Consider the following 25,625-nt stretch of genomic DNA (forward strand, 5'->3'; position numbering starts at 1 on the left):
AGGGAGTCGGGTTGCTGATCCCTTCCTGCTTTTTATAAACCAATGGCAATAATATAAACAAAATGACACAGATGATGACCCAAGCACCTGAAACACCACAAGTTCTGTACCGAGCTTTGCCTTCAATGGATAGCCTACTTGCAGAGCCTAGTTTTGTGGTATTGCAGCAGTCCTACGGCAAAGCGGCAGTAAAGGCCGCACTGGATACCCAGTTAAAGGCGGCGCGCAGCTTAATCGGCCGCGAGCACCGTTTGCCGACATGGTGTGGCGATCTTGCGCAATTGCACAGATGTTTGGTTGATCAACTGTCTAACGATTACAGCCACAGCTTAAAACCCGTGTGGAATCTCACTGGCACCATATTGCATACCAACCTTGGCCGAGCGCAACAGTCAGAAGCGGCAATTCGAGCCGTGACTTCTGTTATGCGCTACCCCACACCGCTGGAGTTTGAGCTTGCGGCAGGTGAACGTGGTCACAGGGATAATGCGATCAGTGCTTTAATCCAGCGCTTAACGGGTGCCGAGGCTTGTTGTGTCGTGAATAACAATGCCGCAGCTGTGTTGTTGATGCTGTCAGCGGTGGCAGCGGGGAAAGAAGTCATAGTCTCCCGTGGTGAGTTGGTGGAAATTGGCGGCGCGTTTCGCATCCCTGACATTATGCGCCAAGCGGGCTGCACCTTAGTCGAGGTCGGCAGCACCAATCGGACTCACCTTAAGGATTATGAGCAGGCCATTACTGAAAATACCGCTGCGATAATGAAGGTCCACACCAGTAATTATCATATTAGTGGTTTTACTGCCGCAGTGGAGGAGGCAAGGCTGGGTCAGTTATGTCGTGAGCGTGGCATATCACTCATTTCAGATCTTGGCAGCGGTTCACTGACTGATCTGCGCCGCTTTGGTCTAAAGCAAGAACCTACACCCCAAGCCATGCTAGCCGATGGTGTCGATTTAGTCAGTTTTTCCGGCGACAAACTATTGGGTGGCCCTCAGTCTGGTTTGATCGTTGGCAAACAGTCGCTGATTAAGCAGTTACAGAGTCATCCACTAAAGCGCGCCCTGCGTTGCGATAAGCTGATTTTGGCGGCGTTAGAAGCGACATTGATCCACTATCTTAACCCTGAAACCTTAGACATTGAGCTGCCTATTATGGCGAAATTTGCCCGTAGCCAAGAGGCGTTATGGCAGATTGGTCGTCGCTTACAGCAAGCTTTGGTTCCACATTTTGAACCTTGTTATCGCATTGAGTTAGTCGAGTGCCAAACACAGGTCGGCAGTGGCTCGCAGCCAGATACTTTTTTACCCTCAGTGGCGCTGTGTTTTACCGCACTCAATGGCGGCAGTTTAAGCCTACTAGAGCAACATTTTAAGCAGGCGGCACGGCCTATCATAGGTCGCATGAGTCAGGACCAACTCAGATTAGATCTGCGCGGTCTTGATAGTGAAGCCGAACTCCTCGCCGAGTTGAGCACTTTAGGTGTGCAGTTGTGATCATTGTTACTGCGGGTCATGTCGATCATGGCAAGAGTACGCTTATTCGCGCTTTGACGGGGATGAATACCGATCGTCTGCCGGAGGAAAAACGCCGTGGTATGACGATCGATCTTGGCTATGCATTTATGCCACTTCGAGATGGTTCGCGCCTTGCTTTTATTGATGTGCCCGGCCACGAAAAATTTATCAACAACATGCTGGTGGGCGTGAGTCATGCTCGGCATGCCCTGTTAGTGATGGCCTGTGACGATGGCGTAATGCCGCAAACCCGTGAGCATCTGCAAATTCTTGCGCTCTTACCTTTGCACAGTTTGACCTTAGTGCTAACTAAGCGGGATTTAGTTGATAGTGACAAGGCGGCACAGCTTGTCGCCGATGGGCTCACTTTGCTCGCCGAGTATGGCATTGAGGCCAGTGGTGTTTTTGAAGTGTCGGCGAATGGCACCGCCGACTTAACATCTCATGGCGTGGCGGCGCTGAAGGCGCATATTCTTGATTTAGGTGAGCAAGAGTCAAAGCGGGCGGAGGATGCCAGCAGCTTTAGGATGACGCTCGATCGCGCCTTTAGTGTGAAAGGTGCGGGTTGTGTCGTGACTGGCACAGTGATCAGTGGCAGCGTATGTGTGGGGGATAGTCTTTTTAGCTCAGGGCAAAAGGCCAAACTCAGAGTGCGAGGCATACATTGTCAGGGACAAGAAGCCCAAAGGGCTGTCACGGGTACACGCGTAGCACTCAATTTAACGGGTGTCGATAATCATAGGGAGCCAGAGCGTGGCGATTGGCTGAGCAGTTTGCCTCAAGCCGAGCTCTGTAGCCGCCCTGTTGTGCACATTCGAGCCTTCGATTTTTTAGGCTGTGAGTCATTGGTGCATTGGCAAAATGTCCACTGTCACCATGGCGCCGATCATACTTTAGGTCGAGTTTCCCTGTTAAATGAAGCTGATGAAGAAGGCTTCTGTCTGGCGGAGTTAGTACTCGAAAAGCCGCTACTCCTATGTCAGGACGATCGAATTGTCCTGCGACACATTGGGGGTAAACAGACTTTAGGTGCGGGGCGAGTGTTGGCGTTGAAAGTCCCTAATCGTAAGAAACGTACGCCTGAACGAGTCGCGAGATTACTGCAATTAGCACGCTTGGATAATCCTGCCCATGTGGTGGTTTTACTTGGCCAAGCTCAGGCGCTAGAGCTTGATGAAATCGCGTGGCGTTGGCAATTAACCGACGAAGGGCTGGCTATGCTGTTAGCCCAAGCGGGTTTAGTCCGTTTTGGGGCATTTGCTATAGCGACAAGTTTACTTGAGCAAGAAAAACAACAGTTTATTACTTTACTTCACGAGTTCCATCAACAGCATCCTGACCAACTTGGGCTTGGACGTAATCGCCTGCAACGCATGAGCCATAGCGCTTTGCCGCCCGAATTAGCCAATAAAGTGCTCGACACGCTTTGCCAAGAAGGTCGCATGGTGCTGCGTGGTGCCTTGTTGCAATTGGCCGAGCACAAAATAGTGCTAGATGCTGAGGCGCAGCATTGTTGGCAGGCGCTTGCGCCTTGGCTGGCACAGCAAACAGCCCCTGTATGGGTCACCGAAATGGGCGAATACCTTGCGCTAGAACCTGCCAAATTAAGGCTGCTGTGTTTCCAGCTGGTGCAGCAGGGATTTATTACTGCTGTGGTGAAGGACAGATATTTGCTTAGCGAACAAATCTGTTACTACGCCAGCTTAGTGCGTACTCATATTGCAGAACACGGCAAGCTCGAAACGGCAGAATTTAAAGATATGGTTGGGCTTGGGCGTAAGGTGAGTATTCAACTGCTTGAGTTCTTTGACAGAAGTGGTTTTACCCGTAGGAAGTATCGCAGTAATAGCCGAGAAGTTCGGGATGCCGAGTTGTTTTTTCCCATGAGAATTGGCGGAAGAACATAGGAGTCGAACCTACCCAGGACTGCTGGCAGCCCTACCCGGATTTGAAATCCGGACGCCTCACCGGAGACGACGTTCTTCCAATAGAAGACCTAGGGATAGTAGAAAATGCGTAAAGATGATTCAAGGCGATTCTTATTTAGTTTATGGGTTTGTGATACAAGTCTTAAATTGTCATCAAACTAATTGTTTTTATTTGGTTTTATAGTTTTAAAGGGGCGCTATGGAATATCATTCACATGAAGTGGTTACCGAAAGAAACGTGATCTTGTTAGAACATGGGCACGCATCTGAGCTGACAGACTACTTAGCTAATGAAGTGCGGGTCGCACTGGTCTATAACGGCATAGCGCATACCGTGATGTTGGCGAGCCCTCAAGATTTAGAAGCCTTCGCTATTGGTTTTACGTTATCTGAACGTATCGTTTCCCATATCAATGATATCAAAGGGGTGGAGCTCGAGTTCACCAGTGAAGGTGTGTTGATCCAAGTGGAAATCAACCAACGATGCTTTATGGAACTCAAGCAGCAAAGGCGCAATATGGCAGGACGCACAGGTTGTGGATTGTGCGGCGTCGCCCAGCTCGAAGAGGCCGTCAAGCCTGTGATGCGGGTGGACTCAGATGCCAGATTCGATATCGAACACTTACAGGTTGCACTTGGGCAAATTCAAGATAATCAACAACATTTTAAGCTGACGGGCGCCACTCATGCAGCCATGGGGCTTAACCATCAAGGACAGATCATCGCCGCCTATGAGGATATAGGCAGGCATATCGCACTAGACAAGCTAATTGGCGCCTTTTCCGCTCACAATGTGGAACGTCCAGTGGCCGTATTGCTCACCAGTCGCGCGAGTTTTGAGATGGTGCAAAAGGCCGCTAGTGCCAATATCCAAATTCTGTTTGCTATGTCCGCCGTGACTTCACTGGCGTTGGAATTAGCAGAGAAAAGCAATATCACGCTTATCGGTTTTTGCCGTAATGGCAGGGCAACGCTTTACACCCACGGTTATCGCCTGTTGGGGCAGCAGTGTGTCAGCTTAGCTAAAGCCATTTAAGCGTGAGGCCACTTGTGATTGAAGTTGTCGAACGACTTCAATCACTCTGGCACACAGGTTATAAGCGCATTGCGCTTATTTTTTATAGTCTCGTTCATTAGGGTAATGACATGACATGGCAACAATTTAAACAAGAATATTTAGTCCGTTTTTGGGCACCTATGCCAGCGGTTATCGCTGCGGGTATCCTTTCTACTTACTATTTTGGTTTGACCGGAACCTTCTGGGCCGTTACTGGGGAATTCACTCGTTGGGGTGGTCATTTACTGCAGTTTTTAGGTGCAGAACCAGAAACTTGGGGCTATTTCAAAGTGATAGGTCTGCAGGGCTCTCCTCTAGATCGTATCGACGGCATGATGATTATCGGTATGTTTGGTGGTTGTATTGCTGCTGCGCTTTGGGCCAATAACGTCAAACTGCGTATGCCACAGAGCCGTATCCGTATTGCTCAGGCACTGATCGGCGGCATTATTGCTGGCTTTGGTGCCCGTTTAGCTATGGGTTGTAACCTTGCCGCCTTCTTCACGGGTATTCCGCAGTTCTCTTTACATGCTTGGTTCTTTGCTTTGGCGACTGCGGCAGGTTCTTACTTTGGTGCAAGATTTACCTTACTACCTATGTTCCGTATTCCGATAAAACTGAAAAAGGTAAATAAAGCGACTTCAATCAAGCAGGACGAAAACCAAGCTAGACGTCGTTTCCGTATCGGTATGCTGGTGTTTATTGGCATCGTCGGTTGGGGGTTGTTAACTATGTTCAATGCGCCAAAACTCGGCATTGCTATGCTCTGTGGTGTTGGTTTTGGTTTATTAATCGAACGGGCCCAAATCTGTTTTACCTCAGCGTTTCGCGATATGTGGATCACTGGTCGTACTCACATGGCGAAGGCGATTATCTTAGGTATGGCGGTCAGTGCGATAGGTATTTACAGCTATGTGCAACTGGGTGTGCCACCTAAGATCATGTGGGCTGGCCCTAATGCGGTGATCGGCGGCTTACTGTTTGGTTTTGGTATTGTACTGGCTGGTGGTTGTGAAACGGGTTGGATGTATCGTGCAGTCGAAGGCCAAGTACATTTCTGGTGGGTGGGCTTAGGTAACGTGTTGGGTTCAACCTTACTGGCGTATTACTGGGATGATATCGCTCAGCCATTAGCAACGAACTGGGACAAAGTTAATTTACTGACCAGCTTTGGCGATAAAGGCGGATTATTGCTGACCTATGTGCTGCTGGGGCTCTCCTTTGGCGCTATGTTGCTGTGGGAAAAACGTTTCTTTGCCCGTAAGGCGAAGCGTGATGAACAATTGCTAGCGGAGGCGGCGTAATGGCTCAATATATTCCCGATTATCAACTCGATATGGTGGGTGAACCTTGCCCTTATCCCGCAGTGGCTACCCTTGAGGCTATGCCAAAGTTAAAGCCCGGTGAAATTCTCGAGGTGATTAGTGACTGCCCGCAGTCTATTAACAACATTCCCCTCGACGCTAAAAATCATGGTTATAAAGTGCTGGAAATTGAGCAGAATGGTCCGACTATTCGTTATCTGATCCAGCGTTAATCACTGACTTTCGCGATTATGAAAACAAAAAAGCACAAACTTATGTTTGTGCTTTTTACTATTTCCTCAGGAAATACAATTAGCTTCCTCAGTAAAAGTTTCTTTCAGCTAATTGGGCAAATTCAGGATTAACCTTGGCAATCTACTGGCAGATATTCATCCGGAATACCGTTGCTGCTGCAAACCCAAGTGATATTATTTTGCTCATCAACTTGAGGCGATAGATAGACTTCATAGCCTTGATAATCCCCGAGTGCTTCGCTTCCTATAAAACCGACTATGCCATCTGTGTACAGATTAAATGTTGCAATCTGCTCGTCCGTGAGTCCAAGTACATCCAATTCGGTTGGCCAAGCTTTGTTGGTTTGATAGTAACCGACTAAGATGTCAGTGATCGGTGCCAGTGCTTGATGTTGCTGATCGATACTGGCAATGGCCAGTGCCGCATCGGGTACATTCAATGCTGCTGGTGTGGCTTCGGTCGTGGTTGGTGCCTCATAACTCGTGGTGGCACCCATTTTCTCTTGATAGTCCTTATACGCTGGCAACGCAACTGCTGCAGCAATACCAATAATCGCAGCGAAGATTATCAATCCACCGCCCGCTGTGCCTAAACGTGGCATAAAGAAGCTGAGTACATAGGCCCATGCACTGCGTGATGGCGGTGCATATTCCACTCCTTGTGCTTTGGCTTGGACTCTTGCCATGCGCTTGGTCAACCAAGGATAGCTGCCATTAAGCTCGTGCAGCGACATCCAAAAACCACTCGACTCACTGGCTTGGCGGATATATTGATCCACATTCATACGTTTCCATTGCTCGACACCAGCGGCTAACACAGCAACGGCATTTGTGGCTGAACGTAAGCTGTTGCAGCAACGTAATCCGTGGAGATCGCAGGTATATTCACAGGCGCGAGAATAAGCCGCACCGACTAAAGGTAACCAAGTGGCGAAGACTAAGAAGGGCGCTTTACCTATATGATTGCGGCGAATATGGCCTAACTCGTGGCCGATATAGAAGTTGAGCGCATCTTTATCTGACTCAAGCGCATCCACAATCGATGAAAATAGCACTATATAGTTGCGACCGAGGAAGCGTGTCGCCAGTGCGTTTAACATGCCATCAGCTGCCAATAAGTAAGCGCGTGGTGGCTCGCGCATTTCTAAACGTTCGCAACACGCTAAATATTGTTTATGTAATTCAGGAAACTGCTCTGCATTGATTTCGACAGCCGTGCCTTTTAAGTAGCTGATAAAGGCGGAGTGGCTAAAGAGATAAATAATGAAAAACATCAACACATAGAGCAGCGCCATGCCAAAAGTGCCTATGATCAATGCCGCCCAGACGATCCCAGAAATAATAGCTAACAGAGTGAACAGCGATTTTTCCTTCGAATAGACAATATCTGTCATTTGAATGGGATTCTCGTTCCCTGCGGTAATAACTTGTTCCATGTTGATCCTTTTCCTTGTGAAGAGACAAACGGCGTGAAAGTAGTCAATTTTACTCGAAAATTCAACCACTATCGCGTGCAAAGCAAAAAATTAACCGTTTTGTCATTAGTTTAATCAGCTATGCACAAATTGTAGTAGGTCGATTTCGTCAAGATTTTGTGGCTTTTTAGCGCTAAAGAGTCCGATTATGCAGGCGGACACAGGTTGGTAAGTGGCTCTTAGTCTCTGGGCATTTTCCTCGCAGCGCACTAGAATTAGGTGTTTTCGCAGCATATCGGCTGAGGGTTAAGTCTTAAGTTAGAACCGAGATAAAAGTAAATCACATCACTATGAGTGCACTTTAAGGCATGGTTCTTCAAGGCATAGTGCTTTGAGTCAGGCTCGGTTAAGCCTATATAGGGTTAGCTATGGCAAGCGTTGAAACAAACCACAGAAATACAAAGGAATTGAGATGGCTAAGTTAACAAATAAGATGATAAGTAATCGATTGGGTTTCAAATGGTACTGTGCCGCAGGCGTGATGGTTAGCGCGTTAAGTGCGGGAGTAATGGCGGCTAACGCACCTTCTTTTGACTGCACGAAAGTGAATTCTGGCAGTATTGAAGACATGGTCTGTAAGGATGCGGGGCTGAACCAACTTGATAATCAGTTAGCTAAGGTTTATAGCCAAGCGCTTGAAAAAGCGAAGAATGAACAACCTCCTACTTTAAAGGCGATGCAACGTGGTTGGGTGAAAGGCCGTAATGAATGCTGGAAGAGCGACGATAAGCACGCGTGTATTGAATCTAGCTATCAAACCCGCATTGCCGAACTGCAGGCACAATATCGTTTAGTCGATATGACCGGCCCAGTGTTTTATGCCTGTGACGGCAATCCAGCTAACGAAGTGGTCGTGACTTATTTTAAAACCGAACCTGCCACCCTGATTGCTGAACATGGTGATAGTACTTCATTAATGTTTGTGCAACCCAGCGGCAGCGGCGCTAAGTATCAAGGCCGCAATGAAAGCCTATGGGAACATCAAGGCGAAGCTAAAGTGGTTTGGGGCTACGAAGCACCAGAAATGACCTGTAAACTGGTGACTAAATAGGATTGATTTAAGGTCGCCATGAAACAAGCTCTCGTGCATATCGCCTTAGTCGTAAGAGATTACGACGAGGCGATTGATTTTTATGTGAATAAATTAAAATTCGAATTAGTCGAAGACACTTATCAAGCCGAGCAAGATAAGCGCTGGGTCGTTGTTGCCCCACCGGGTTCTAAGGGCGCGTCTATCTTGTTAGCGCGGGCGTCTAAACCTGAGCAGTTCGATTTTATCGGTAATCAGGCGGGTGGGCGGGTGTTTTTATTCTTGAATACCGATGACTTTTGGCGTGATTATCGCCGTATGGTCGCCGATGGCGTGGAGTTTGCGCGCGAGCCGCAAGAACAAGACTATGGCACAGTCGCTGTGTTTAAAGATCTCTACGGTAACTTATGGGATTTACTGCAATTGAATGATGAACATCCTACGGCTCACAGGTTAGCTTATCGGGAATCAGGATTAGAAGTTAACCCCTAATCCTAAGGTGTAGCTGGTATCTCTCGTATTGCCTATCACTGTTTTAGTGTCGTTGAAGTCATATTTAAATGACAAATAAATCCGCTGAGTTAGCAGATATTTAAGTCCTACTGTCGAGTTTGAGATGTAATCAATCGAAGGCATATCTGGGAAGGCAATTTGCAGATCGGCATAGGACTCTAAAATGCCACCAAACCAATATTGCTTATAGTTAAGTGAGGCCGCCCAAGCATTTAGTTCTAGTTTAAAGGACTGTTGTTCAAGCCAAAAATGGTTGTAGGTTACGACGAAGTCTAATTTATCGCGCCCAGCACCCCAAAAACGATAACCAGGACCGAGCGCTGCATAATAGCTATGGCTATCGATGCCGAGTTTATCTTCTTCATAAAAATCTTCCTGACGTAACAGCCAATGCTCATTGAGCAGATAGTCTAATGAATAATGTCCTTCGAGGGTGTTGCGCTTAGTCACGTCATCTTCGGTTTCGTAGCGCACTTCGGTCTTGATATTATGTCGCCATTGCAAGGTTTCCGCTGTGATATCGCCTTTGATATGTAGCTTCTGACTATTTTTCTTGTTTTTGGTGACATCGAGTGTGGTTTCTACACTACCGTTAAAATTCCAATCTGAGTTTGCATAGTGCTGCGAAAATCTCAACTCACTCACGGGAGTGTGTTGGTTATTAATTAATACCATGCCATGTTCATTAGAGGCTTGAATACTTATGTCCTGTATGGAACGACTGACACTCCAAGGTCTAGGATCTGTGACTTCGAGGCTGAGAATGGCACTGCGTTGAATGGTAATTTTAGGGGTATAACTGGTGTTGATGATGAGATTTTGATCGTTAAACTCTTTAATTTCACCGCTAATTTTATCGCCATTGAGCAAAAAAACTGTGTCGGCATAACACAAGGGGCTGACACTACAGAGCGTAGCAACAAGGTACAATGCTGGATTGGATATCAGATTATGCATCTTGCTCGTGGGCTCAAAATAAGGGGAGAGTTAGTGTTGTCATTCTACTCGAACACAGGCTCTACAAAGCAATAACATTTGATAAAAGTGTTGATAAGGGATTGAAAACGGGTTCGCAATCCCTTACTTCTTTGCCATGTTAGCGTGAGTTAATTTCGGTGATTTTGAGGTTAATGAGCTGCTTCTGCCATTGGGCTTTATCTATGCCTTCGACCCAAATGACGCTGCTTTTACGCTGTTCGCCTTTGCGTAGATAGGTCTCAGGCATGCGGAAAATGGCTTCCCACACTTCGAGTTTTTCGGTTTTGAGCAAAGTACCATTATCGGCGAAGAAGCTAGCTTCAACTTCAACTAAGGTAACGTGTTCATTGCTGGTGCTGGCGAGATCGAAGCTGAGTCCGAGTTTGTCGCCTTTCCATTGACCTTCGACAAAGCTGACTTTGATCCCATCTTTTGCCGTTGAGCCTAATTGCTCAGGTTGGGTAATCGCAGTGGCGGTCAATGTGGTGACTGGCGCAGCAACAGTTTGAGTGGTAACTGCGGCACTTGGGACACTGGCAACATTGCTCGATGCACTTGCTACGGCTGCAGCGGCTAGGGCATTGGGCGCGGCTTTGGTTTCAGTGATCACGTATTCCCAGGTAAAGTCGTCTTTGAGTCTGACTTGGGCGCCATTTTCTAGGGTGATATTGGCTACGTCGGCCGCCATAACCGATGATGTTAGCAATAACAATGAGCTAAGTGCGCTAAGGCGTAATGAAGTGTGCATTAATTTTCTGGCTCCGATATCCGTCTGAGTCAATATTCTGCCCTAACATAAACAATTTGCCGCATGTTAGTCACTGTCTAAGTCGTGTTTTGATGAATAAAGTGGATTAATGGCGAGATTTTAACGCTAGTACAGATTGAGCTAGCTGACTGTGGCACTATTAGATAGGTGTACATGAGCGGTATGCTCAATGAATAAAGTAACAGGAGATTAAGATGCAGATGAAACATGGGATTTATGGCTTAGTGATTGGATTGGCATTTAGCACTGTCACTTTGGCTGCTGAAGCACCGAAAGTGGGCTGCGCGGCGAAATTAGATGCTATTAGTGCCGAACTTGCCCAAGCAAAAGCGGCAGGTAATAAGCATAAAGTCGCGGGACTTGAAAAGGCCTATGACGAAGTTTCAACCCATTGCGACGATGATAGCTTATACGCCGAGCGAGTCGCTAAAGTTGAGGCCTTAGAGGAAAAACTCACCGAGCGCCAAAACGAATTGGCCAAAGCCATAGAAGAAGGTCGTTCTATGGATAAAATCAACAAGAAACGCAATAAAGTCGCCGAAGTCGAGGCTGATCTTGCTAAGGCGCGAGCCGAGCTAACGCAATAAATAGTTCAAGCTCAAGCCCAATCGCTAGGAGCTTAGCCCGCGTAACCTATGCTTAAAATAGTGGATTCTGTGCTGGAGTTATAACCGGCACTCAGTATGAAGTGCTCAGTGATTCGATATCTTAGCCCAGCTTCTGCGCCCCAACGGGTCGTTTTATCTTCTTCCCATGTGGGTTTGCCATCGACAATTTTGGGTGAAATGTTATTCGTGTAAGACACTGTGCTGATATAGCCGCTGCCTCCGGCATAAAAGCTTAAATCTGCCGTTAAGCTGTAGCTTAAGCCTAAGCGGAAGAGGCTTTCTTGGCGATAGGACTGCGCGGGTTCTGGCACGATAATATCGGTTTCACGACTGCGGGCATAGCCTAGGTAATAACCCCATTGTTGGTAATTATTATCGAAATGATAGGGGGCGATTGTAATGCCATAGAGATTATCTGTGGCGGGAATATAATCGAGCATGAGAGCGATATAAGGTGCATTGGCAGTTTCGTCTGATTTATCTGGCCTAACTAATTGCTTAGAAGTGCTATATTCGGCCGCTTGAAGCGGTTGGCATAGGCTCAGGAGTCCAAAGCTAAGACAGGCTAGCGTATATGAATGACGACTCATGGGATGGTTTCCTTAGGGATAGGGGAAATATTGTTCATTTTCCTGTGTGCTGGGTCAATTCAAAATGCTAAAATCTCTTTTAAAATAAGTGTTTGTAAATATTTTGTGTTTTGATTTGAGTGTTTTCTAGGGTGATATTTAACCGAGTTCAACTCGGCAGTTACCTTTGTATGGGTTTGTTGCGCTAGCGCCTACGTTGGAGTGAAATTGTGGATCAGGAAATAAGGCTCGAAATTTCGGCATGGTTAGCGGGCTTTGGGATTGATAGCCAACCCTCTGATGGAATATCGACCACAGTTATGGTCATTGCTTGCTTACTGTTAGCGAGCATCGCTTATTTTATTGTCCGACGCGTGGTGATTCGTGCGGTGAATATGGTAATCCTGCGCTCTAAGGCGACGTGGGATGATGTATTCATGCGTTATAAGGTACTTGAAAAGCTGGCCATGCTTGTGCCCGCTATCGTACTTAATCTATTGGTGCCAATCGCGCTGACTGAGCATCCACTGTTAAGCGGGCTAGTCGACCGATTACTGAGTATTTGGTTAGTGGTGCTGATTATCCGCGCTATGTATGCAGGTATGGATGCGGTTGATGAAATTTCAGATGTGAATCTGGTGAGTCGGCGCTTGCCTGTTAAGAGTTTCGTACAGTTAACTAAGCTATTTTTATTCTTTGTTGGGATTATCGTTTCTATCTCAATCTTGGCCGATCAATCACCTGTGTACTTCCTCAGCGGCTTAGGTGTGGCAACGGGTTTTGTGATGTTAGTGTTCCGCGACACTATCTTAGGTTTTGTGGCGGGCATTCAGTTAGCAGCTAACCGTATGGTGAGTAAAGGCGACTGGATCCAGATGGACAAATACGGCGCCGACGGTGCGGTAGAAGAAGTCTCGTTGACCACAGTGAAAGTGCGTAACTGGGACAAAACCATCACTATGATCCCTGCTTATGCCTTAGTGTCGGATGCGTTTCGCAACTGGCGGGGTATGTCTGAGTCGGGCGGTCGCAGGATCAAACGCGCGATCAATATCGATATCAACAGCATAAAGTTTTTGACCGAGGAAGAGCGCGAACGTCTCAGTAAGATCAATTGCTTAAAAGAATATTTCCCCGCAAAAATAAATGAAATTCGTGAGGCGAATGCCAGAGTCTCTGACCTTGATATGAAAGTGAATGGTCGCCATTTGACTAACGTTGGCACCTTCCGCGCTTACCTGCAGGAATACCTACAGCGTCACGATAAGGTGCACAAGGACATGACCCTAATGGTGCGGCAGCTCGCGCCAACCACAGAGGGTCTACCGATCGAGATTTATATCTTCACTAACGACACTCGCTGGGCATTTTATGAAGCGATACAAGCGGATATCTTCGACCATGTTTTTGCAATATTGCCTGAGTTTGGTCTGCAGGCGTTCCAAGCGCCCACCGGCAATGATATTCGCAGTTTAAAGTCGGTTAAGGTCGACTAGTTTGATGACTGTCGATGATTATCGATTTAGTTTCGAGAGACAAGAATCGCGGCTAAGGTAAGAAAAATACCGCCGCTGGTTCTGTCAAACCAATGCAGCTTGTTGCTCGCCTTTAGGCTGGGCGCAAGTACATTGGCCATGCAGGCATAAATCATCACAAAGCTAAAATCCACCACGGCCCAAGTGACTGCAAGAATGGTCAGTTGCGGTAATTGCGGCGCGGCAAGATTGATAAATTGCGGAAACAAGGCGGCAAAAAACAGTAAATCCTTCGGATTACTGATCCCCACTAGAAACGCCTGTTTATAAAGCTGCCAAGGCGTACCTTTGCCCTCTGACGGGCTAACTTCAAGGGCTTGACCTTGGTTTTTCGTCAATAACAGCTTAATACCTAAAAATACTAAATAGGCCGCGCCGCACCATTTGAGCAGAGTAAAACCGTATTCTGAGGCGCTAATAATCGCCCCCAGTCCTGCCGCTGACGCCATCATTAAGATTAAAGCGGCGCTAACACTGCCAAGGCCTGTGGCTATGCTGCGCATCTTGCCGAAGTGGATCCCATGGGACATAGACAACATAGCGATAGGACCTGGTGAAATCCCAATCAATACAATGGCGAAGAGATAGAGTAACCAAGTTTCGGGTTGCATATTTGCTGCTCTAAATGGAATAAATGTTAATGTTTAGCACTCGCTATAAAATCAGGGATCACCTTGGGATGACGGCCTTTAATGGTGCGATAGAAGCTCAAAATCTCTTGCATGTCGGTCACGATATCGTCACTGGGTTGCAGTGGTGTGCGGATAACGACAGTGCGGCGGCTAAAGTCTAAGCCAACGGGAGTGATGGGTACTTGGGCCTTGCTGGCGATATGATAAAAGCCGCACTTCCAACGCGTCACTGGGCCGCGGGTGCCTTCTGGCGCTAGCGCTAACTTGTAATCGGATTTTGATTCAAACAGCTGCACGGCGGCATCGACTAAGTTGTTGTTCTTGCGCCGATCCACCGGACTGCCGCCAATGGCGCGGAAAAACCAGCCCCAAGGCGGGATAAAGAGTTGGTGTTTGCCGAGAAAGTGAATGCGGATACCTAGGGCGCCACGGGCTAAAATGCCGACAATGAAGTCCCAGTTACTAGTGTGCGGCGCAACTATGATGATGTATTTAGCACAGTCGGGCAGTTGGCCTTCTATCTGCCAGCCTGAAGTTTTAAGTAGCCAACGGCAAAGTGGTGTAAACATAGTTCGGTGCCCAGAGTCGAAAAATTAATAATATCATCAGTTTTTTTAGATTTTAAACTGGCTTAAACAAGATAGTCTGTACTTAATTCGCGATATACCCAAACAACCTCAAGATGCAGGATTCAGCGGTTGATGTTCATGGTAAGGTAACGCATTTTAGACAAGGCTATTTACGGACCTTAATAGCCAGCACGGCCTAAAATGCGTTGCCACATGATCAACATCAGCCGCCGGGACGGAGCGCCTAGGGCACCCCACTTCCGTGTTGCATCAATTCAAAAGGTGGTCGACATTCTTTCATTGAAGCGCCTTGAATTGGTGTACCCTAGACGCTCTGAAACTCGTATCTTGAGGTAGCTTGGGTATAATACAGTTTAACCTGATTGATTGTGGGGGAACGATACTATGTTGAAAAATGGACTATTAAACAAGGTTATCTGGCAGCGTGTTTTTGCGGCACTGTTACTCTTGCTGACTTGTCATGTTAATGCGGTGCCGACGGATGAAATTACGCAGATGCTCAAAGGCCAAGAAGACGCCTGGAATCGCGGCGATCTCGATGCTTATATGCAAGGCTATTGGAAGAGTGATCAACTGCGTTTTGTCTCTAATGGTAAGTTTCGTTTTGGCTGGGAAGAAACTCTCGCTGCCTATAAGAAAAATTATCCAAATAAAGAAGCGCTTGGTGAACTGAAGTTCACTATCAAAGAAATCAAAATGCTCAGTAATTACGCCGCTATGGTTGTTGGGCGCTGGGATTTACGGCGGATAAAAGATGCCCCAACGGGCGTGTTTACTCTGTTGATTGAAAAAATCGACGATCGTTGGGTGATCACTATGGACCACAGTTCAGATTAAACCGTGTCCTTTACACTCAGTGCTGCGCAGCAGTTCAAATTAGATTTGCGATAATAAACAGTCTGGTTTGGCGGGCGGCTCGGCGGGCAGAGTTAAATGGAAATCCTGCTGTCCAAGCTGTCTACCTTTGCCATCGTATCTCACTTCGGTGAAATGCATACCGCCCTCAGCATCTTCAAGCAGAATGCTGGTGGAGCGGGTGCCATAGTCGGGGTGACGAATATAAATCGCAGCTAAACGCCGTTCCCACTCGATCCCTACTCCCGTATTAGGCAGCTCATTATCTTGCGGCTGGGAATCGTCTTTCATTAGTTGTAACAGTACTTGCACTTCTATACTGCTGGACTGGCTGATTGCAGCTTCTAACGCTTGCTGTCCCTTCGCCATTTTCGGCCAAATATCATCGAGTGCACCATTGCTAATGGCATGAAATCCATCGGCAAGTTTTACTGTGTCTTTATTGATACTGTTAAAACAATATAAGTCTGTACCTTGGCCGAAAATGAGATTGAACGGCTGATAATTGTCGCTATGTTCAACGAGCCAATTAGGGCACACGAGCGACCCTGAGTTGAGCGTCATAGTAATCAGCTCGCCACGACTACGCATGGCTTCAGGGTTCTTTTGCGGAACGCGCAGATTGGTTACGCCTGCGATTTGTCCTTGTTTATTGATGCCAAACCAAGTGCCACCGGCCTGCAGATCTTTACCCGCGAGTATGTTTTCTTCCGGTGGCCAAAAATGCGCTGGCGCAGTTGGTCTATGATGAAACTCATCGCGGTTGGCACAGATGATTAAGGGATACTTAGGATGGGCATTAATGGCGACAAATAGTATGCACATAGCAGGCTAAATTAATCCAAAGGTAGATTAACTTAGCCTGTCTGCTCACAAATGAACAGCGTTAGTGGTGCGAGTGCTTATCTGTTTTTGCGTGTTCATGTACATGTTTATCGGCACTAGGTGTCACAACAGGTTTCTGCTCGTCTGTGTGCGAAGCGCTAGATTCATGAGTATGTGTATTCTCGTGGGAATGGCTATGGGCGTGACTGTGCGAATGACTATGCGCATGAGCTACCGGTTTGCTGAGCATTAAGCGGCGTAAAAATTTACGTGGACCTAAGCGCAGTAAGCTGGCAGCAAACAACCCTGAGAGGATCAGTAGTGCAATTAAGTTCACGACTTCAGGCAAGGTAAATAAGGAGAACCATAGTGGCAAGCGTAATGCTGCGGCTAAACTCAGCGCAATAATACTCAGTAATATCGCCCTTTGCGTCCATGTCATTAACTTAAGCTGAGCTATGTTGAGCACAGGTGCTGCAATCAGCGGCATCATAATCGCGATAGGATTCCAGCCACTATAAGCCAGTGCAAGAGCGAGTACGGCGGCGCCTAAGTTGCAGAAACGCATAGGTAAAAATACAAGCAATAGCACAACAACCTGTAGCAATGGATTGCTTAAGGGCATTGAAGGGTGGCCAATTAAATTCACTAATACTAGGCTGAGTAAAATCCAAGGTGCGCTGCGATCGACTAAATGAGCAAAGCCGAAACGCAGTGAATTGCTGGGTAATTTAGTGTGTGGATCGGTAATGGTGACGTTAGCATGGCTTAAATATGCACTCAGAATAAACACTACAAGCAATTGGAATAACGCTAACCAAGGACCGAGAAGTAGAGCTGTGATCACTAAGGCTTCAGGCCCAGCTAAGCGTTGGAACCAGCGACGGGCTAAACTGCTATCCTGCGGCGTCAAACCTAATTTAAAGCGTAGCGCAGCCGCACCATAGCTTAGCAGCAACACGGGTGCGAGCTTTAATAGCCAAGTCATTAATTGCTCTGTACTGTGATCATGGTGGGCATGTTCGTGGCCGCCTGAATCCATTAATAGCAATATCACGAGTAAACCGATGCCGAGCAAACTACCTATGCCAGCTTGGTATTCATATTTGCCTTGCGTATCACTTTCATGCTGACCATGGGGTTGATGTAGTACCACATGCAGAATTGTGCCAGTAATAAAGGCTTGTAAGTAGACAGTGTCATCGATATTTAAATAAGGAAGTAGTTGCTCACCGGCGAAATAGCCTATGCCTGTAAATAGCATCTGGGCTGCAAAGATCATAAGTGTCCAACGTGTTCCGAGATGGGGTTTAAGTATCCACCATACTGCAAAACCGACGGGTAATTGGTGGAGTATGACACCAAGAGCTAGCAGAATGGAGTTATCGTCTTGCTGCGCCAAAACCATAGCGGTGCCATCGGTGATGGTATGCAGTAATAAGCCACCAATACCCAAGAAAAGCGTAAAATTATGGGTGACTTCTGAATAACGGTGAAATAGGCGTTCGCTGGCGGTAGGCCCCCAGATGCCGAGGAGTACAAAGACGATCGCAAGCATGCCACCATGCTCGAGTAATTCTGGCAAGATGTGGATCAGCACTAATCCGCCTAATGAGACGAATATAAAACCATCGAGCCCCTTTTGTAAGCCACTACTCGATGAGAAGTAGCGATAAAACAGAGGGCCAATTAAGAGTGCGATACAGCTAGCAAGAAGATAGAGCATGGATTCCACGGAAAATTTGCTGAAAAAACGCCATAGTATACCAGCTGTAAAGCAAAGTGAGCAGTGACTTGCAGGCAATTTACTCAACTGACATTTTATACTGTGTTTTGAAGGGGAGAATTTTATTCACTTTGACCATTCTGCGGAGAAATTTTCAGATCTAACTCGAGAAAAGGTACTATACCCAAGCTACCTGAAGATACGAGTTTCAGAGCGCCTAGGGTGCTTCAATTCAAGGCGCATCAATGACAGAATGTCGGCCACCTTTTGAATTGTTGCAACACGGAAGTGGAGCTCCCTCGGCGCTCCGTTCCGGCGGGTTGTAACGTACTTTATGCCGTGTTGGTTATTTTTAACTTAGCCCACTAGGTCCGCAAATAACCGCCTTGCCTAAAGTGCGTTACATTCCCGCTGAATCCTGCATCTTCAGGTTGTTTGGGTATATAATATGGGCTTATTTGGCTTGGGTGTTGATACGTTAAATGGATATATTTTCTGCTGCGGTAATGTTGTTTCTGATCATGGACCCTTTGGGGAATTTGCCGATTTTCGCGTCGATTCTGCGGCATATCGATCCCAAGAAACGTCGTAAGGTACTGATCCGCGAATTACTTTTCGCCTTAGTGATCATGTTGTCTTTCCTTTATGCGGGTGAGGCTATCTTAAGTTTCTTAAATCTTCGTTCCGAATCTGTGAGTATTGCAGGCGGGATTATTCTGTTTTTGATCGCGATTAAAATGATTTTCCCTCAACCCGGCGGTGTCGTTGGATTAGCCGCGGGAGAAGAGCCTTTTATCGTGCCTATGGCTATTCCCTTGATGGCTGGCCCATCGATTCTTGCAGCCTTGATTTTACTGGCGCATACCGATAGCTCACGTATGGGCGATTGGACCATAGCGTTAGTGTCAGCTTGGGGGGCGAGTGCGGTGATCTTAATGTTTTATAAACTTTTCACCCGTGTGCTGGGGGAAAAGGGGCTCACAGCGGTCGAGCGTTTGATGGGTATGGTGCTGGTCATGATCTCAGTGCAAATGTTCCTCGACGGTATTTCAAACTATCTGAAAACCGCTGGCTAACTTTATCTAGTTTGATCAAAACGAAACCGTATTAACGTTGTTAATGCGGTTTTTTTATGGCTGAGATTTGGCTTGGAATTGAGTCAGCACAGAGGTTTGCTGAATATTTGCTGACAAAAGTGCAAATCTTACCTGCGAACAGGTGTATCAAGTTGTTACTGAGGTGCAGTGCTGCTAATGTCGAAAACTCTGTCTCTATCACTTGAAGACGGATAAACCCTGGGTAGGTTACTCATTAAAGGTAATTTGTCTTAATACAAAGAGACACTAGTCTTAATAAATAGAATGGCGTTGGCTGTTACAGAAGGATGTTAAAAATGCGAAGTACAAAAGGCGTAACAGCGTTTGGACTGATGTTGGCATTGATTAGCGGCGCGAGTATTGCAGCTCCGAATCATACGCCTGCAGATGCGGGTGTGATTAATAAAGATCGAATTTTATATTGGTTGATTAAGCGTGGCGAAGTGGCCGCCGATGCCAGTGATAGTGTAAAGCAGGAGGCGATAGAAGCTTATATTCATCGCGCCACTTTGGCACAACCTAAAGCGCCGCGCATCGAAGTTGAAGCTGAACATGCGCGTCTACAAAGAGCTAAATCATCGCAAATGATGCGCTCACCCGCACAGCGTTTACAGGCCGATGCGGATGTAAAGAAAACCGTTAAAGTGCTCACAGTATTAGTGGATTTTGCTGATCTAAAACATGATAACAATGGCTTAAAAGCGGGGGATACAGACATGTATTACCCGAGTTATCCTGCGTCCCACTACAAGGAATTACTCTTTTCGCCTACGGGCTTCAAAGGTCCACAGGGGCAGACGTTAGATTCGGGGTATCAATATTATCAAGCGGTTTCTGGGCAAACCTTCTCCTTTACTGGGGATGTGAAGGGCTGGTATACCGCCTCGCAAAATGCTGAATACTATGGTGTTAATGATCCAGATACCCGTAGTGATTCACAGGTCGAACAATTGGTAAAAGAAGCCGTATCTCAAGCTGTTGCAAATATGTCTGCAGCTGAGTTGGCGAGTTATGATGTTGAAGACCAAAATGATTTGAACAATAACGGTAATTACGATGAGCCCGATGGCATTATCGACCATGTGATGATTTTCCACTCTAGCGTAGGCGAAGAGGTCGGCGGCGGAAAACTAGGATCGAGTGCGATATGGTCGCATCGATATTATGTCGACCAAGCAACCAATGGTTATGCGCTTCCTGGTACGAACAAAAAAGTGTTCGGTTATACAATCCAGCCTATCGATGCGGCAACGGGCGTGTGTACCCACGAGTTTGGCCATGATCTAGGTCTGCCTGATGAGTACGATACCTCTGAAAATGATAAGAAAGACGGTTCGCCTGTGGGGCTATGGTCTTTAATGTCTGGTGGTAGTTGGGCTGGTGCTATTCCTGGCGCTCAGCCGAGTGGTTTTAGTCCTTATGCTCGATCTTATCTACAGAAAAGATACAAAGGTAAGTGGTTAAATGAACGTGAAATTTCCTTAGATAGCATTCCCAAATCAGGCATGGAAGTGACGTTGAATGAGGCGGTTAATCATCAGGCGGTTAATCAGATCTCTATTCCACTTCCTCCAACGCTAATTCCTTTTAAAACACCTTATCAGGGCAGTTATCAGTACTATTCTGGCCAAGGAAATATGCTGAATAACAGCATGATTTTTAATGTTAAATTACCTGCCGTAACCACAGATAAACTGATTCTGAGTATGAAGGCCAGTTGGAGTATTGAACTTGACTTTGACTACATGCAGGTGAAAGTGGATGGTGCGGCCATTGCGGGTAATTACACTAAGTCGAACAATGGGATAAATAGCGCTCGTCATATCATCACTGGTGAATCGTCTGCGCTTGCTCAGGCGGAAGGTCGTGATGCTTGGGTAACATTAGAATATGATTTATCAGCATATTCTGGAAAATCTGTTGCTGTTGAGTTCAACTATGTCACCGATGATTTAACCTCTAAGTCAGGGATCGCTATTGATAACATCAGCGTTAAACAAAATACCACTGAGTTATATAGTGATAACGCTGAAGTCGCGGATAAAATGACGTTTTACGGCTATAGCCGGATTAAGGATTCTCGTCCGGATCCCAAATCTCAGTCTCGTTATATTATCCAGCTGCGTAGCCATAATGGTGTCGATGCGGGTTTGAAAGCAAAAAGCTTTGATCCCGGAGTTTTACTCTGGTTAGAAAATTTTAGCTACAGTGACAATAACGTTTCAGACCATGCTGGCCATGGCTTGATTGGCGTGATTGATGCTGACCAAAATATGATTGGCACTCGCTCTACCGACGTGCAAATTCGTGATGCGGCCTTTAGTACAGTAAATCAAACCTTCTATTTGGAGGACAATCATCGCGATGCTGTCAGCCTGTTCGATGACAGCTTAGATTACAGCGCGCCACTACAGCCACAGTCAGGTATGGTGTTGCAGCAGCTGGGGTTGACAATGCAGGTACTATCTCAAGCCAGCAATAATGGTACTGCGGTCATTCGTCTTGCGAATGCGAACTCTGATGCTATAGCGCCGTTAACTGTCAGTTTTACTAATACTGTCAACCAATTAGCAGTAAGCTTCACCAGCAACATTGGTGGCGGTATGGGAGTATTAACCTACGCTTGGGATTTTGGTGATGGCACGACAAGCACTGTCACGGCGCCAACCCATACCTATGCGAAGGCGGGCACTTATACTGTGAAGCTTACAGTGACAGATGCGCAAAATACTAAGGCGATTAGCAGTTCGACGGTAACGGTTGTTGCACCTGTTACGCCTCCAGTAACTCCGCCGGCCAGTGAGAGTTCAGGTGGCGGCAGCTTAGGTTGGTTAAGCCTTACCTTCCTTAGCTTATTGACTTGGCGCCGCCAGTTAAATGTGCACTAAGTTGATTGTTTGAAACCCGAACAAAAATGCCTCTGATCTAGAGGCATTTTTTATCTGTCTTGAGGCTAAATTCTGACTAAGCTTTGGGTGAAATCTAAAGTTTACAACTGACGGATAGCTTGCTCGGCCGCTGGCAGAAAGATTTCGCTGACGATCATTTCATGCTCACCGTGATGGAAATAGCGGCGGCGTCCCCAGAGTGCATGTTCGACACTTTGATCTAAACTTTCAGCTAAGTGGCCAAGGCGACTACAGGTTTCGAAACTGGCCACTTCGATTCTACCGGGGATGAAGTTATCTTGGCTAAACAGTAATTCACCTAAGGGGCGAGTACCCAAACTAAGGAAATCCATTTTGCGCTCGGCCATTAATTTTTCAGGGATCAAGGTTCTGGCAAATACCCAAGGTATCGAGTCGAGGCAAAGCAAGACTTCACGGATCCATACAGCACCTTGCTGGGGATATTCGCCCTCTAAGGGAGCATGCAGTCCTTCGCCTAGTATCTTTACTTCAAATTGAGCACAGCAAGTTTTGAGTTTTTGCGTTAGGCTGCCAGTGGCAAGCAACCATTCTTTCAAGGGCGATTTGGGGAGTTTGTCGGCTAGATCGGCTGAAAACCACTGAATAGATTCACCATAGGGAAAGCTTAAGCTAGTCACATTCATTAAATACTCGTTACAATATAAACAAACGTCGGCAGTCTAGCATGTCGCGACGCGAGCATATATACCCAAGCTACTTCCAGATACGGATACTGCATCTTCAGGTTGTTTGGCTATATAGATTGGGAAGTTTCTTCCATTACCATTATTGTTTTAGGGAGCCGTAAGCCGCTATGAAAAAATTACTCTCAGTCTGTCTGATCCTGTTTACCAGTGTTTTCAGTGTTTATGCGGCCGATGAAAAAGAAGCAGCACCTGCTGCAGCAACCCCACCTACGGGTGAGTATGCCTACTATGGTTTCGAACCCGAAATTGTCACTAACTATATTTCTAATCGCAAGAAATTGGGTTTTGTGAAGATTAGCGTTGAGTTAATGGTAAAGAGTCCAGATGATCTAGTGACAATTGAGCTCCATAATCCATTATTGCGAGCCGCAATTGTTGAAGTGTTAGGCAATCAATCGGAAGAGAAGATTAAGTCGCTCACGGGTCGTGAAGAGATTCGTCGTGAGTGCTTTGAAATGGTCAACAACTTGATCACCAAAGAAGCTGGCAAACCCTTGATCGTAAACTTATTGTTTACCTCTTATCTGTACGATTAATTTACTGCCCCATTCCATGGGCTGACTCAGGTCGGCCCATTGCGTTACAAGAGCTATTATGTCAAAACCTGCCGTGAAACCCGTCCAATTAGTGACTGCGAAACGCCTAACGAGTACAGCCAACATTGGTCATGCAAAAACTAAAGCACCAAAGCAGGCTAGAACTGAGGTGAAAGGCAAAGCCAAGTCGGTCAAAAACAGGCCTAGTGCTGAGATTAAAAAAGCTTTACATCCTCGAAATGTACACTTGAACGGCTATGATTTTCCGGCGCTGATGAGTTCATTCCCTAAGCTAAAAGCCTTTGTTCGACCCACGCCTTATGGGGCTTTATCGGTCGATTTTGCCGATCCGTTAGCAGTTAAAATCCTTAATGCGGCGCTACTGAAATATCATTATGGGATTGAGTCTTGGGATATTCCTGATGGAGCGTTATGTCCTCCTATTCCCGGTCGAGTCGATTATTTACATTATTTAGCAGACCTTCTAGCCGAAGGCGATGATGTATTTGCTTTGGATAAAACTAGGGTATTAGATATCGGCACTGGCGCGAACGGTATTTATCCCATATTGGGTTGCCAAGTATACGGTTGGCAATTTGTCGCCTCGGATATTAATGCCGGTTCACTCAGTAATGTGCAGAGTATTATTGAGCAAAACCCATTGCTGCAAGGGCAGATAAGTTTACGATTACAGCCAGATGACAAGGCGGTCTTCAAGGGAATCATTCAAGCCGGAGAACGTTTTGAGTTAACCCTGTGCAATCCGCCATTTCATGCCTCTATGGCTGAGGCGAGCGAAGGTACAAAGCGTAAGGTGAATAATCTGCAGCTCAATCGAGGTGGCTTGGTCAAGTCTTCCCCTAAGCTGAATTTCGGCGGTCAAGCGGCTGAGCTTTGGTGCCAAGGTGGTGAACGACAGTTTCTAGCGACTATGATCCGTGAGAGCCAAATGGTTGCAGATCAATGCTTATGGTTTACCAGTCTAGTGTCGAAGAAGGAAAACCTGAAACCTTGTTATCAAGCCTTAGCGCAGTTGAAAGTCGATACTGTGAAAACGATTGAGATGCAGCAGGGTAATAAAATTACGCGGGTTTTAGCGTGGAGCTTCCAGTCAGCAGCTAAGCGCACAATCTGGCGCGGTGAACACTTAGCCCGTTAAGGCTTTTGGGTATGACCCAATTAAGTACTGTTAACAAAACAGGCGCCAATAGCGCCTGTTTTTATTAAAGGTAAAAATAGCCACTGTTACTGCGGCTTTTCTTCCTTATGCTCGCGACGGAATAACGCCCACTCTTCAATGGCTTCACCGCTGGGTAAGGTGCAGATCCCATGTTCACCTTCGGCTGTTTTCTCAATTGTTAATTTGCCACCAATGGAGACACAATACTCAGAGGCGGGATTGGCTATTTTTACTTGTTCAGTATCACTGCATCCGACTAATACCACACTCGCCAGAAGTGGAGCAGTAACAAGTAGGAATTTGATTTTCATAGACACTCCTTGGTGAGTTATTTTCGCCCTAAAATCCGCAGGATCCGTAGGAACAAGTTGATGATATCCATATACAAAGCGGCGGCGCTATCGATAGCATTATCTATGGTTTTAGGAATTTGATTCGCTCGTCCCCAGTCATAACCAATATAACCGCAGAAAATCAGCACGACGATCCAATCTAAAATGCCGTGGTGAGTATTAAAGATAAACACTTCAATCAGTTCGACGACGATAACGAGCAATAAAGCAATCGTGAGTGCGCCGGAAATTTTTTGGAAAAAGGCGGGGAAGAGTGTGCCTAAACACATCATGGCTATGGTCACTAGCCCTGTGATACGAATGGCTTCGGTCACCAATTCGGGATCGTATTGACTGACCACCATATTGATAATTAAGCCGAAGGGCACGACTACAAAGTTGTAGCCAATAAAACTGACAACGGGATTAGTCGATTTTTGGAACAGATAAATCCCAAAGAAACAGGAGGCGAAATAGCCGATAAAGAAAATCCAAGGATTAACACTGGCAATCGCCTCTGGGTCTATATTGGTGACCATCCAATAGTTAACGGCAAAACCCCAAATTAGCGTGAGGCCGATAACGAGGTTGTAAATACCTGCGCCAACTATGGGGTCGTCTGTGGTCATGCGGTCAAATACACTGTTTTCCGAATCCATATGTTTTCCTTGTGATTTCCTTATGTTAACGGGCCATTAAGCG

General features: G+C 46.5%; 25 protein-coding genes and 1 tRNA gene. 14 read left to right on the plus strand and 12 right to left on the minus strand.

Annotated features, from left to right (window positions below; genetic code table 11):
- Positions 1 to 71: 71 nt before the first annotated feature.
- Positions 72 to 1,493 carry an L-seryl-tRNA(Sec) selenium transferase gene (gene selA / locus RA178_RS00555; protein ID WP_306685382.1) on the plus strand — a complete coding sequence of 474 codons (1,422 nt, stop codon included), beginning with the start codon at positions 72 to 74 and terminating at the stop codon, positions 1,491 to 1,493.
- A complete protein-coding gene (selB, locus tag RA178_RS00560) occupies positions 1,490 to 3,421 on the plus strand; it encodes a selenocysteine-specific translation elongation factor (RefSeq protein WP_306684089.1) in 1,932 nt (643 codons plus the stop codon). The genes selA and selB overlap by 4 nt, the downstream gene beginning before the upstream one ends.
- On the opposite strand, the gene RA178_RS00565 is transcribed toward selB, so the two are convergent.
- Positions 3,406 to 3,500, minus strand: a tRNA-Sec gene (locus tag RA178_RS00565). The two genes, selB and RA178_RS00565, sit on opposite strands and share 16 nt — an antisense overlap.
- Before the next feature lie 141 nt (positions 3,501 to 3,641).
- On the opposite strand from RA178_RS00565, the gene fdhD reads away from it, so the two are divergent.
- From fdhD to yedF, 3 genes are all read left to right on the plus strand, one after another.
- Complete coding sequence (gene fdhD / locus RA178_RS00570) at positions 3,642 to 4,478, plus strand: formate dehydrogenase accessory sulfurtransferase FdhD (RefSeq protein WP_113941247.1); 837 nt, start codon at positions 3,642 to 3,644, stop codon at positions 4,476 to 4,478.
- Between the two features lie 110 nt (positions 4,479 to 4,588).
- Positions 4,589 to 5,803, plus strand: a complete 1,215-nt coding sequence (yedE, locus tag RA178_RS00575) for a selenium metabolism membrane protein YedE/FdhT (protein WP_306684091.1) — start codon at positions 4,589 to 4,591, stop codon at positions 5,801 to 5,803.
- A complete protein-coding gene (gene yedF / locus RA178_RS00580) occupies positions 5,803 to 6,036 on the plus strand; it encodes a sulfurtransferase-like selenium metabolism protein YedF (RefSeq protein WP_107946196.1) in 234 nt (77 codons plus the stop codon). The genes yedE and yedF overlap by 1 nt, the downstream gene beginning before the upstream one ends.
- Positions 6,037 to 6,164: 128 nt before the next feature.
- Here yedF and RA178_RS00585 read toward each other — a convergent pair whose 3' ends face one another.
- Positions 6,165 to 7,493: a M48 family metallopeptidase gene (locus RA178_RS00585; RefSeq protein WP_168826895.1), complete on the minus strand. Its 1,329-nt coding sequence runs from the start codon at positions 7,491 to 7,493 to the stop codon at positions 6,165 to 6,167.
- Positions 7,494 to 7,944: 451 nt separating this feature from the next.
- Here RA178_RS00585 and RA178_RS00590 point away from each other — a divergent pair, with 451 nt between their 5' ends.
- Positions 7,945 to 8,583 carry an MliC family protein gene (locus RA178_RS00590; RefSeq protein ID WP_306684092.1) on the plus strand — a complete coding sequence of 213 codons (639 nt, stop codon included), beginning with the start codon at positions 7,945 to 7,947 and terminating at the stop codon, positions 8,581 to 8,583.
- Positions 8,584 to 8,601: 18 nt separating this feature from the next.
- Positions 8,602 to 9,054, plus strand: coding sequence for a VOC family protein (locus RA178_RS00595; RefSeq protein ID WP_306684094.1), 453 nt, complete (start codon positions 8,602 to 8,604; stop codon positions 9,052 to 9,054).
- On the opposite strand, the gene RA178_RS00600 is transcribed toward RA178_RS00595, so the two are convergent.
- Positions 9,037 to 10,032, minus strand: coding sequence for a DUF481 domain-containing protein (locus RA178_RS00600; protein WP_306684096.1), 996 nt, complete (start codon positions 10,030 to 10,032; stop codon positions 9,037 to 9,039). The two genes, RA178_RS00595 and RA178_RS00600, sit on opposite strands and share 18 nt — an antisense overlap.
- 139 nt (positions 10,033 to 10,171) lie before the next feature.
- Positions 10,172 to 10,801, minus strand: a complete 630-nt coding sequence (locus tag RA178_RS00605; RefSeq protein WP_306684097.1) for a DUF3157 family protein — start codon at positions 10,799 to 10,801, stop codon at positions 10,172 to 10,174.
- A gap of 215 nt (positions 10,802 to 11,016) precedes the next feature.
- Here RA178_RS00605 and RA178_RS00610 point away from each other — a divergent pair, with 215 nt between their 5' ends.
- Positions 11,017 to 11,409, plus strand: coding sequence for a DUF1090 domain-containing protein (locus RA178_RS00610; RefSeq protein WP_105250960.1), 393 nt, complete (start codon positions 11,017 to 11,019; stop codon positions 11,407 to 11,409).
- A 32-nt stretch (positions 11,410 to 11,441) separates the two neighbouring features.
- Here the strand turns inward: RA178_RS00610 and RA178_RS00615 are convergent, their stop codons facing one another.
- On the minus strand, positions 11,442 to 12,020 hold the full coding sequence (locus tag RA178_RS00615; RefSeq protein ID WP_173496984.1) for an outer membrane protein: 579 nt from the start codon (positions 12,018 to 12,020) through the stop codon (positions 11,442 to 11,444).
- 209 nt (positions 12,021 to 12,229) lie between these two features.
- Between RA178_RS00615 and RA178_RS00620 the strand changes: the two genes are divergently transcribed.
- Positions 12,230 to 13,495, plus strand: coding sequence for a mechanosensitive ion channel family protein (locus RA178_RS00620; protein WP_113941257.1), 1,266 nt, complete (start codon positions 12,230 to 12,232; stop codon positions 13,493 to 13,495).
- 26 nt (positions 13,496 to 13,521) lie between these two features.
- Here the strand turns inward: RA178_RS00620 and RA178_RS00625 are convergent, their stop codons facing one another.
- Both RA178_RS00625 and RA178_RS00630 read right to left on the minus strand, forming a co-directional pair.
- A complete protein-coding gene (locus RA178_RS00625) occupies positions 13,522 to 14,145 on the minus strand; it encodes a LysE family translocator (protein WP_306684100.1) in 624 nt (207 codons plus the stop codon).
- A 26-nt stretch (positions 14,146 to 14,171) separates the two neighbouring features.
- Positions 14,172 to 14,735, minus strand: a complete 564-nt coding sequence (locus tag RA178_RS00630; RefSeq protein ID WP_113941259.1) for a lysophospholipid acyltransferase family protein — start codon at positions 14,733 to 14,735, stop codon at positions 14,172 to 14,174.
- 405 nt (positions 14,736 to 15,140) lie between these two features.
- Here RA178_RS00630 and RA178_RS00635 point away from each other — a divergent pair, with 405 nt between their 5' ends.
- Positions 15,141 to 15,593, plus strand: coding sequence for a YybH family protein (locus RA178_RS00635; RefSeq protein ID WP_105250965.1), 453 nt, complete (start codon positions 15,141 to 15,143; stop codon positions 15,591 to 15,593).
- A 39-nt stretch (positions 15,594 to 15,632) separates the two neighbouring features.
- Here the strand turns inward: RA178_RS00635 and RA178_RS00640 are convergent, their stop codons facing one another.
- Positions 15,633 to 16,436, minus strand: a complete 804-nt coding sequence (locus RA178_RS00640; protein WP_113941261.1) for an NRDE family protein — start codon at positions 16,434 to 16,436, stop codon at positions 15,633 to 15,635.
- Positions 16,437 to 16,497: 61 nt separating this feature from the next.
- On the minus strand, positions 16,498 to 18,162 hold the full coding sequence (locus RA178_RS00645) for a ZIP family metal transporter (protein ID WP_306684101.1): 1,665 nt from the start codon (positions 18,160 to 18,162) through the stop codon (positions 16,498 to 16,500).
- A 482-nt stretch (positions 18,163 to 18,644) separates the two neighbouring features.
- On the opposite strand from RA178_RS00645, the gene RA178_RS00650 reads away from it, so the two are divergent.
- A complete protein-coding gene (locus tag RA178_RS00650) occupies positions 18,645 to 19,238 on the plus strand; it encodes a YhgN family NAAT transporter (protein WP_011848195.1) in 594 nt (197 codons plus the stop codon).
- 317 nt (positions 19,239 to 19,555) lie between these two features.
- Positions 19,556 to 22,147 carry an immune inhibitor A domain-containing protein gene (locus RA178_RS00655; protein ID WP_306684103.1) on the plus strand — a complete coding sequence of 864 codons (2,592 nt, stop codon included), beginning with the start codon at positions 19,556 to 19,558 and terminating at the stop codon, positions 22,145 to 22,147.
- Between the two features lie 101 nt (positions 22,148 to 22,248).
- Here RA178_RS00655 and RA178_RS00660 read toward each other — a convergent pair whose 3' ends face one another.
- Positions 22,249 to 22,812 (minus strand): chorismate--pyruvate lyase family protein, encoded by a 564-nt coding sequence (locus RA178_RS00660; protein WP_219251719.1) that lies wholly within the window; start codon positions 22,810 to 22,812, stop codon positions 22,249 to 22,251.
- A gap of 170 nt (positions 22,813 to 22,982) precedes the next feature.
- On the opposite strand from RA178_RS00660, the gene RA178_RS00665 reads away from it, so the two are divergent.
- Together RA178_RS00665 and rlmF are read left to right on the plus strand one after the other, a co-directional pair.
- Complete coding sequence (locus RA178_RS00665; RefSeq protein ID WP_105250969.1) at positions 22,983 to 23,411, plus strand: flagellar basal body-associated protein FliL; 429 nt, start codon at positions 22,983 to 22,985, stop codon at positions 23,409 to 23,411.
- A gap of 58 nt (positions 23,412 to 23,469) precedes the next feature.
- Positions 23,470 to 24,570, plus strand: coding sequence for a 23S rRNA (adenine(1618)-N(6))-methyltransferase RlmF (gene rlmF / locus RA178_RS00670; protein WP_219251720.1), 1,101 nt, complete (start codon positions 23,470 to 23,472; stop codon positions 24,568 to 24,570).
- Between the two features lie 86 nt (positions 24,571 to 24,656).
- Here rlmF and RA178_RS00675 read toward each other — a convergent pair whose 3' ends face one another.
- Positions 24,657 to 24,902, minus strand: coding sequence for a putative hemolysin (locus RA178_RS00675; protein ID WP_219251721.1), 246 nt, complete (start codon positions 24,900 to 24,902; stop codon positions 24,657 to 24,659).
- Between the two features lie 17 nt (positions 24,903 to 24,919).
- A complete protein-coding gene (locus RA178_RS00680) occupies positions 24,920 to 25,582 on the minus strand; it encodes a Bax inhibitor-1 family protein (RefSeq protein WP_168826929.1) in 663 nt (220 codons plus the stop codon).
- Positions 25,583 to 25,625: the final 43 nt, after the last annotated feature.

The organism is Shewanella oncorhynchi, from assembly GCF_030848765.1.
Lineage (GTDB): Bacteria > Pseudomonadota > Gammaproteobacteria > Enterobacterales > Shewanellaceae > Shewanella > Shewanella oncorhynchi.